This is a genomic window from Microcoleus sp. Pol12B3 (assembly GCF_036701355.1).
GTDB lineage: Bacteria > Cyanobacteriota > Cyanobacteriia > Cyanobacteriales > Microcoleaceae > Microcoleus.
On sequence record NZ_JAUBQS010000110.1, the window covers coordinates 1 to 8,466 of the forward strand.

Annotated in this window: 5 protein-coding genes and 1 tRNA gene; 1 reads left to right on the forward strand and 5 read right to left on the reverse strand. The window is 46.6% G+C overall.

From position 1 onward, the window contains the following. The first annotated feature begins 380 nt into the window (after nucleotides 1–380). Nucleotides 381–971, forward strand: a complete 591-nt coding sequence (locus QUA53_RS27950) for an SMI1/KNR4 family protein (RefSeq protein ID WP_333101026.1) — start codon at nucleotides 381–383, stop codon at nucleotides 969–971. A 119-nt stretch (nucleotides 972–1,090) separates the two neighbouring features. Here the strand turns inward: QUA53_RS27950 and QUA53_RS27955 are convergent. The 5 genes from QUA53_RS27955 to QUA53_RS27975 form a co-directional block, all read right to left on the reverse strand. After that, nucleotides 1,091–1,172, reverse strand: a tRNA-Leu gene (locus QUA53_RS27955). Nucleotides 1,173–1,388: 216 nt separating this feature from the next. Then, entirely contained in the window at nucleotides 1,389–2,099 is a 711-nt protein-coding gene (locus QUA53_RS27960) for a peptidoglycan-binding protein (RefSeq protein ID WP_333101027.1), read from the reverse strand. A 624-nt stretch (nucleotides 2,100–2,723) separates the two neighbouring features. Further along, nucleotides 2,724–5,144 (reverse strand): sucrose synthase, encoded by a 2,421-nt coding sequence (locus QUA53_RS27965; RefSeq protein WP_333101028.1) that lies wholly within the window; start codon nucleotides 5,142–5,144, stop codon nucleotides 2,724–2,726. A 128-nt stretch (nucleotides 5,145–5,272) separates the two neighbouring features. Next, nucleotides 5,273–6,796 carry a carboxypeptidase M32 gene (locus QUA53_RS27970; protein ID WP_333101029.1) on the reverse strand — a complete coding sequence of 508 codons (1,524 nt, stop codon included), beginning with the start codon at nucleotides 6,794–6,796 and terminating at the stop codon, nucleotides 5,273–5,275. A gap of 79 nt (nucleotides 6,797–6,875) precedes the next feature. Further along, nucleotides 6,876–8,078: a tetratricopeptide repeat protein gene (locus QUA53_RS27975; protein WP_333101031.1), complete on the reverse strand. Its 1,203-nt coding sequence runs from the start codon at nucleotides 8,076–8,078 to the stop codon at nucleotides 6,876–6,878. Nucleotides 8,079–8,466 lie beyond the last annotated feature (388 nt).

Consider the following 8,466-nt stretch of genomic DNA (forward strand, 5'->3'; position numbering starts at 1 on the left):
ATCGTTTGGGGGTTTTGTGTTGCCGAATCTATCTTCCTTTCTCTCTGCTTAAATATCTGCGGAATGTGGGTTAGATGTTCCTTGACGTAATAGATTAGAAAGTTGTTGTCATAGTCGCTAAAAATTAAGCTAAATTCAGGAATGATTGAACGAACCGTAGAGGACGCAGAGGAGGGGAAAGAAGATGGAAAAAAGGTTCAGATTGAAGCAGTTGAGCGTGGTTAGGATTGCTATAATGACCTCAGCGCTCGTTAGAGTCGATAAAAAGTAGCAGGGCAAAGAAAGTCAGCACCCCGGTTGAATTTTAGGCGGTTAAAACCGCTATCTCGCTTTCCTCTCAGTTCTCGCATAGACTGAGTTTCTAGCTTCGGAGGTTTCTCATGAAAATAATTTGGGAAAGAATTCATAATTGGCTGGCAGCCAATGCACCTCAAGTGCTGAAAAGTCTTAAACCAGGCGCTACTGATGAGGAGATTTATCGGGCACAAGCATTTTTTGGTGTAGAGTTTCCCGAAGATTTCAAGCTGTCTTACCGCGTGCATAACGGTCAGGATGAAGAATCTTATTCCCTGTTCCCCCACTTGGAGTTCCTCTCTCTCGAAAGCGCGATCGAAATATCTGAAAAATGGCAGGATTGTTCAGACGATAATTTTAGGTGCGATCGTGAAAATATTTTTGAACGAATCTGGAACGGTTGGTGGAACCAGAATTGGATTCCATTCACAATGGAAAGCAATGGTGCTTGCGAATGCGTAAATTTAGCCCCAGCAGCAGGCGGAAATGTTGGACAAGTCATTATTGTTGAGTGGCAGGAGCCTACTAGAGGGCTGATTGCACCTAATTTTCGCGTTTATCTGGAGACCTTTGCAGATGCACTAGAGCGAGGAGAATATCGGTTCTCTGAGGATGGTTATGGGTTAGTCGTAGTTGACGTTGAAATACTCGATCGTGCAGTTGATAGTGCTCGATAGCGTCAGTCAGTCAAGTGTCAAGAATCAGCGTCTATTGAGAGGGGTAAGTATGTCAAAAATAATTTGTTACTGTACAGTAACAAACCTGAAACTATTGATGTACAAAGCTGTGAGAGTAGTGCGGATAAAAGGACTTGAACCTTCACTCCTTTCGGAACCAGAACCTAAATCTGGCGCGTCTGCCAATTTCGCCATATCCGCATTTAGACATTCAATTACTCTAGCACACAACAGAGCGATCGGTCAATCGATTTGAGATTTTAGATTTTAGATTGAAGAAAGCGACCCACTGATAAATCCGCAGGGTTATGACCAAATTGCTCGATCGCCCAACATCGAGAAACCCGGTCATTTTTGGACACCGGGTTCAATCATGAGTTATCGCCACAGCAATTTTCCGTATTTTTCACTCGTCGCTTACTTTTGGCCCAGCGCCTTCCAGGTTGTTTCGTCCACCATGCCGTCAACCGTCAAACCCTTAAATTTCTGAAAGTTCTTGACAGCCGTAGCAGTGCGAGCGCCAAAAATACCGTCGATCGGGCCCGGATCGTAACCCTGCATTTCCAAACGCACCTGTAACGTCTTCACCTTGGAACCGACAGCGCCTTTATTTAGAAGAGTTGGAGGATTGCCGGAAACAGCAGCATTGCTCAGAATTGGAGCATTGCTCTGCACAGTTTCAGAAGCTGATGCCGGATCTGCTGCTAAGGCTGTCCAAGTTTCTTTATCCACAATGCCATCTGCGTTCAAACCCTTAGACTGCTGAAAGGCACGAACCGCCGATGTAGTGCGAGAGCCATAGGTACCGTCGATCGTCCCTACCTTGAAACTGTGTACCTGCAAGCGCTGCTGTATGGCTGCAACTTCTGGCCCGTCAGCTCCCGCCGAGATAGTTTTTTCCTTTTTCACTGGCGCCTGCTCGCCCGCGTAAAAAGGCTTGTTAAACATATCTCCTTGGGACTTTCCCTCGGCAGAGGCTGACGCACCCGGATCGGCGGGAGCAGTAAAGTCTCTGCGGTACTGTTCCTGCACCAAGGGTTCGGAGTCGAAAGCAGCAGTGGCCTTTCGGGTTAAGCCGGGAACGAGCAGAGCAATCAAGCTGAAAATTGTAACAGTAGTCACACGCATAAATTTCATCCTGTTAGTGAGGTTTGACAAGGTTTCGCTGTTTTCATGTTTCTAAATCTAATTGTATTACCCGGACTGCTTTCTGAAACATATAACAAAGGAAGAAGGAACAAGAGCATTTCACTTCGCGATCGGGTAACAAGAAGTCCGAGAAAAGGGGTAATAGACCGTATTGGTTTGGACCCTTAAGAAAGTTCAACCTTCTGGCGCGGTTGCTATATCTGGCCCGGTCTCTAGAATTTCGGCAATAGGCACACCAGCACTCAGAAGTTGCGAGTTGGAAGTTACGTGTTTGAAGTAGGGGCAAGTTCCCACTCTTCCTAGTAAACCCGGTTGATTTCGAGATGTTTCGTGACCAAAGTCCATATTTTCGTATAAACTACGTATATTAGCCTCAGTCTTATGGTACAAAACCTGCTGTCATTCACAAATCTTTACAGGCTGATTGTGTAGAAAGTCGATCTGTGAAAGGCGAAGTTTTTTCCTTCTATCTCTCCGTAATACCAATTTCGGTTGTATCGGAATTATTTAACCCCTATTGACGCAAAGGATACAGAGAAAGGGAAGAGAGAGATTAATAATTCCGATGCCAACGGATTTGATATAAAAAGCAAAACTCGGCAGTTATCGGTTCGCGTGTTCTGCCAATAAAGCCTTCGCTTTCGGCTTGTAAATCAGATAAAACAGCGATTCTATGTAGCGAAGCATATCTTCGCGGTTTTCCTTGGACGAGTAGTTCCAGAAACCGTAAGTCCGCGCCAGCGTCAGCAGCTTGGTAGTATGAATTTTCCAGGTATAGGTGCTGTAAACTCGGTCAATTCCTCGCGTTGAAATTTCATACCAATAGTTGGGATTGTGTTCGCATTTCGATAAAAAATCGAGAATTTTTTGGGCAGTCTTCTGGTGGTTTGTCGGGTTGATATAAAACCCATTTACACCATCTTGAATGATTTCCAGCGGGCCGCCAAACTGCGTCCCGAAAGTGGGAATGCCGGTAATCATTGCTTCGAGAATTGTCAAGCCGAAAGCTTCAAATAATGCTGGCTGAACAAATATACCTTGGGCGTCGGCGATTACCCGGTAGATTTCGCCGGACAGGCTTTTGGAAAGCCTCACTCCCAACCAGCGAATTTTACCGTGAAGGTTGTATTGGTCGATAATTGCGTAGAGCTTTTTAATTTCTTCTGCTTCTTCGTAGTCTTCGGTTTCTTCGACCCGCAGCTTGCCAGCTACTAGAATTAAGTTGCATTTTTCTTGCAGTTCCTGGCTTTTTCCGAACAATTCTGCTAAGCCTGTCAGGTTTTTAATGCGATCGAGCCGCGCCATCGAAAATAAAGGGCGCTTTTGCGGGTCGTCTAGTTTTCCAAAGACTTGTTCGGGGTCTTCTAGAGTAAACAGCAATTCGTTGAGCCGATCGCGATCGCCTTGCACCCGGTCTTCGATCCGCGTGTAGGGAAAGTACACACTTTCGTTAACTCCCGGCGGCACGACGTTAAATTTAGGGCTGAACAGTTCAATCCCGTTCACAACGTGATATAAGTCCGGCATCGTAAAACAATGGTAAGATTCGTACTGACCGACACTATCGGGTTGACCCACAATCTCTTGATAGGTGCTGCTGACAATACAATTAGCTGCATTCATGGCAATTATATCAGCAGTAAATTGCAGCGAAAAATGGTACTTTTCCTCTGATTCTTGCCAGTAGAGATTGCTAAACAAATATTTAGATTTTTCCAGGGCATGGGCAATATTGCACTGAGTAGTTTTGAGTTTTCGAGACAGCAAAAACGCTACCAAGTTGCCGTCGGAATAGTTGCCGACAATTAAATCTGGTTTGCCCTGAAACTCAGCGAGCAGTTCTTTTTCTGCATCGATCGCGTAAGTTTCCAAATAAGGCCAAATCTCGAATCTAGAAATCCAATTTTGAGTCAATTTGGGATTGAACTCCCGGAATGGAACCCGCAAAATCCAAGCATTTTCTGTGCCGTGAACTTTTTCCAAACGTTGGTTGCAGCGCGTACCGTCGCTGTTAGGAATTAATCGGGTGAGAATAATTACTTTAGGTTTGACTTCTAAACTATCGAGACCTGCAAGATGAATGTCTTCTTGCAGTTGTTTCTCTAAACTCTTGGCTTGATCGAGGACATAAACTACCTGACCTCCCGTATCCGGTCTCCCCAAAACTCCTTCTTGGCCGAACCAGCCGTGAGGAGAAACTAGGACGATTTTGAAAATCATTGGGATGCGAGAAATAAATGCTTCTAGGGTTTGCGGATCGGGGGAATCAATTAATTCGTCAAGAATTTCTAGGGTTTCTTGCACGCGGGCGGCAGTATTTCCCCAACCGGCCTCGAAACCCATCATTTGCAGCACCAGTCGAAATCTTTCGTAGGGTTCTTCTTCAGAAAGATCGCTGACAAAGGTGAGGGCTTTTTTGACTTGTTCTGAAAGTTGTTCTTGGGATTTTATGCGCTCGTTAATGAGTAATTGTACGCCGTTGTAGCGGTGAATCCGCAAGAAATTAAATAGAGTTTCCTGCCACTGTCTGGCGTCTTGGAACAGTTTGCTGGACAGGTAGCGGTTGAGGAATTGCACTCCTTTGCCGATGTTTTTGGGGTCGCGAATTTTGGGGGAATAATCGTAAAAAGGGCCGAAATCTAGTTCGAGAATGTCGCCTTCTTGGGGGTGAAAGTGGTTGACGAAGCGATCGCGCACGTCGAGCAATTCTTGCACTGTCATCTGCTCAACAGTCAAGTCGTCTGCAACTCGCACTATTTCCATTGTAGCAATTTTTGGTCGCAGCAGGACGCAAAGACTGCCATCTTCGAGAATAATTTCCTGAACGTAGTAAATTAGTTTGCTTAAAAGAGAAGATTGATGGAACTGTTCAGGCTTTTCGTATTTGGTGCAGTAGGCGGCAAAAGCGTTAACTATGTCGTTTCGCAGTAAATATTTGTTTCCCAAAGCGCGTAAATCGCTGACAAACTGACGCAACTCGGTTTTTTCGTCGCTGGCGATCACAGCCTGAAAGAGTTCAGACATACATACTCCCTTATTTAAGACTTTTGATTTCCGCTGTAAAATTAGGCGATACTCAAACAGTATCGCCCTTTTTTAAAGCGGCTACTTTTTTTGTAATTTTAAAGTCTGCAATCTGAACTTGCTATCCCTCAAATGACATAAAACTCCCCGTATTTGTGGCGAATGTAACGGATAAAGGGATCGATAGTTAAAGGTGAACCTGTAACGCGATCGATCAATTCGACAGCAGTGTATTTGCGGCCGTGCTGGTAGATGTTTTGTTTGAGCCAGTTGTGGAGTACGCTAAAATTGCCCCGTTCTATTTCTACGGGAATTTCAGGATTGATTTTTACTGCTGTTTCGTAGAATTGAGCGCTCATCAAGTTGCCGAGGGTGTAACCTTGGAACATTCCGCCGATCGTACCAACATACCAGTGAACATCTTGCATGGCGCCTTCGCTGTCGGTGGGGGGGACAACGCCGAGGTCGGTTCTATAACGTTCGTTCCAGGCTTCGGGGAGATCTCGCACTGCTAGTTTTCCCTCTACCATTGCCAATTCTAGGTCAAAGCGGATAGCGACATGGAGGTTGTAGGTTACTTCGTCGGCGTCGGTGCGGATGAGCGATCGCGAGACTTTGTTAATTGCCCGGTAAAATGCGTCAGTGGATACGTGTCCCAACTGTCGCAAAAATACCCCTTGAAGTTGCGGGTAAAAACATTCCCAAAAACCGCGACTGCGCCCGACCAAATTTTCCCAAAGTCGCGACTGACTTTCGTGCACGCCAGAGGAAATCCCGCCTGCCAGAAGCGTGCCTTCAAATTCCGGGGAATTTCCGAGTTCGTAGAGGGCGTGTCCGGCTTCGTGGATGCTGCTGAACAGTGCTTGATCTAGGTGGTCTTCATAGACGCGGGTGGTAATTCGCACGTCGTCTATGGAGAAGTTGGTCATGAACGGGTGCAGGGTGGTGTCTTGCCGTCCCCGTTGGAAGTCAAACCCCATGCGTTCTACAACTTTGCGAGTGAATTCTAGTTGTTGGAATTCGGGGAAGTCTTGGTGCAAGCAGGAGTCGTCGGCCGGTGGTTGCGAGGTGATGGCTTCGACTATCGGCACTAATTCTTGACGCAGTTTGGCGAAAAGCGGGCGCAGCAGAGATACTTTCATGCCGTAGTCGCTACGATCGATCAAAGGATCGGCGATGTGTTCGTAGCCCGGGAAAAAGTCAGCGTATTGCCTGCTTAATTCTAGGGTTTTTTCGAGATACGGCTCAACGGCTGCGAAATTGTTGGCTGCCCTGGCTGCGGCCCAAGCTTCGTAGCTGTCGGCTTGGTGGCGGCAGAGTGCGGACATGAAGGTTGCGGGGACTCTGGAGGCGCGATCGTAGTCTCTGCGGGCTATGCGGATCAGGCTGGCTGCGGTGGAGTCGTAGGGGAGGGTTTGTTCGTAGAAACGCAAGTCTTCTAAGAGTTCGCCTATTTTTGGATCGGTAAATTTTTCGTGGGATATTTGTTTGAGAGTAGCCAACTGGCGGCCTCTGGCACTTGCACCTTTGGCAGGCATATAGGTTGCTTGATCCCAATGCAGTAGCGACGAGACTGATTCGATGTCGTTAACTTCTCTCAGGTGGGCTGCCAGTTGAGCGAATTTGGCTTGAGTTTTGTCTAGGGTTTGCATGATGGGGGTTTATGGTGCTGTTTTGCCTACAAAGGTTGCAGTGCGGCATCGGTATCCATCAATCATTGCTACCCTGAAATCAAGCTAAAAACCGCACTTCTTCCCGTATTGTACGCAATTTAGAGTCATTTTTGCACAATTTCCGGTATTTATGCGGATTGAGTTCGATCGCCTTGGATAAGTTTTCGATCGCCAGCCCGATGCTGTTAGCCACAAGTTCCTGGCTGTTTGTGAGCTCGCCTGCTTCTTTTTCCAGGGCGTAAAGGCAAGCTTTTTGATAGTACAGGTTTGGATCGTCGGGTTTGAGCGCGATGATTTTATCGTAGGAGGCGATCGCGTCGGTAAATCGTTGAATTTTTTTGAGGGCGACGGCGCGGTTGTACCAGGCTTCCGTGTTGTCTGGTTGCAACTCTACGGTTTTGTCCCAAGAGGCGACTGCTTCTTCAAAGCGTTGTAAGTTGGCCAAGGCTAAGCCGCGGTTGTAAAAGGTTTCGCTGTCGTTTGGCTTGAGTGCGAGAGCTTTGTCCCAGGAGGCGATCGCTTCTTCAAATTCTCCCATTTGGGCGATCGCCGTGCCGCGTTTGTTCCAGGCTTCGGCGGAATTCGGCCGCAGTTGCAGGGTTTTGTCGTAGGAGGCGACGGCTTCCGGGTAGAGTTTTTCATCGGCTAGGGCTAAGCCGCGGTTGTACCAGGCTTGATGCAAGTTTGGTTTAAGTTCTATCGCTTTGTCGAAGGAGGTGATCGCGGCTGTATTTTGGTCGGATTTTCTCAGGGCAAATGCTTTGTTGTACCAAGCTTCGCAGTAGTCTGGTTTGATGGCTATAGCTTTCTCGTAGGAGGCTATCGCTTCTGATAATTTTTCTAAGCTGACGAGGGTGTTGCCGCGGTTCGTCCAAGCTTCGGGGTAGCTGGGATTGAGTTGGATCGCCTTTTCGTAGGATGCGATCGCTTCTGAGAGTCTGTTGAGCTTCCGCAAAACGTTGGCCCGATTATACCAAGCTTCGGGATTGTTTGGTTTGATTTTTAGGGATTGGTTGTAAGCTGCGATCGCTTCTTCTAGCTGGCCCAATTTTTTGAGGGCTACGCCTTGGTTGTACCAGGCTTCATAAAATTTTGGTTCAAGTTCGATCGCTTCTTCCCAAGATTCGATCGCTGCTTGGAATCGTCCCATTGCTTCTAGGGCGTTGCCGCGATCGTACAATGTTTGAGCCTTTTGGGTGTTGACTGCTATGGATTTTTCCCCTGAGTCGATCGGCTTTTCTATGCTGGCTAATTTTTGCAAGGGGTTTCACCTCTTTATTTTCTGTCTAATTGATTGTTTTCTTTTTTATATGCGATCTTTTTCGCCTTTGAGTGCTTTCGATCGCGACTATTTGGTTATTTATGGCAATTTTACAGGAATTTGGGGACTTTTTCAATTTTTTTCATTATAATTTTAGATCGGGCATTTGTAAGTATAGATTAATACTAATTTTTTATAGGACTGCGTAGAAAATAGGAAAGGGCGATCGCACTGAGGTGTGACAAACCTCACCCAAGATATCATTTTCACGTAACCCTTTTGAGCGATCGGCGGTTGAAACCGCGTCTTGTGGTAGTGCCCTGAAGGAAAGGATCAGAGTACGTTATGATTAGAGAAGTGTTTGCCATAGCGTGATCTGACATTAGAA

What these genes read in the sequence shown, in the direction of transcription:
- QUA53_RS27950 (WP_333101026.1), top strand. Translation starts at nt 381, where the DNA reads ATGAAAATAATTTGGGAAAGAATTCATAATTGGCTGGCAGCCAATGCA.
- QUA53_RS27960 (WP_333101027.1), bottom strand. Translation starts at nt 2,099, where the DNA reads ATGCGTGTGACTACTGTTACAATTTTCAGCTTGATTGCTCTGCTCGTT.
- QUA53_RS27965 (WP_333101028.1), bottom strand. Translation starts at nt 5,144, where the DNA reads ATGTCTGAACTCTTTCAGGCTGTGATCGCCAGCGACGAAAAAACCGAG.
- QUA53_RS27970 (WP_333101029.1), bottom strand. Translation starts at nt 6,796, where the DNA reads ATGCAAACCCTAGACAAAACTCAAGCCAAATTCGCTCAACTGGCAGCC.